The 568-nt window shown below is 69.0% G+C and carries 1 protein-coding gene; it reads right to left on the bottom strand.

What is annotated here, in order from left to right; genetic code table 11:
* The coding region (locus tag AC1DN0_RS41275; protein WP_477146632.1) for a 6-phosphofructokinase at positions 1–568 on the bottom strand (568 nt) is incomplete at both ends.

Below are 568 nucleotides of genomic sequence, written 5' to 3'. Positions count from 1 at the left end.
ATAGGGCAGCGGTGCCTCGCCCTTGATCAGCGGCGACAGGTAGGCGCGGGCCTTGGCGGTGATGCCGAAGCCATCCTTGCGGATGAAACCGGCCGGCATCTTCTTCTCGTGGTTGGCCACCTTGTGCAGCGGCGCCGCCTCGATCTTCCAGCGGTACGGCGCGTCGCTGCCGCGCACGATCACCGGCATCACCGCGTTCTGGCCCTTCAGCGCGAACTGCACCGCGGCCTTGCCTACCGCCTGCGCCTGTTCCCAGTCGGTCCTGGAGGCGATGTGCCGCGCCGAGCGCTGCAGGTAGTCGGGCAGGGTCCAATGCACCTTGTAGCCGAGCGCGTCCTTGACCCGGGCCGCCAACTGCGAGGCCACCCCGCCCAGCTGGGTATGCCCGAACGAATCCTTGCCGCCGCCGGCGTCGGCGACGAAGCGGCCATCGGCGGTCTGGATGCCCTCCGAGGCCACTACCACGCAGTGGCCAACGCGCTCGACCACCTGCTTGACCTTGGCCAGGAAGGCGGCCTCGTCATAGGCCCGCTCGGGCAGCAGGATGATGTGCGGTGCATCGTCGGGG

The organism is Cupriavidus sp. 05N39, assembly GCF_056397325.1.
This window is presented reverse-complemented; position numbering and strand designations above follow the sequence as displayed.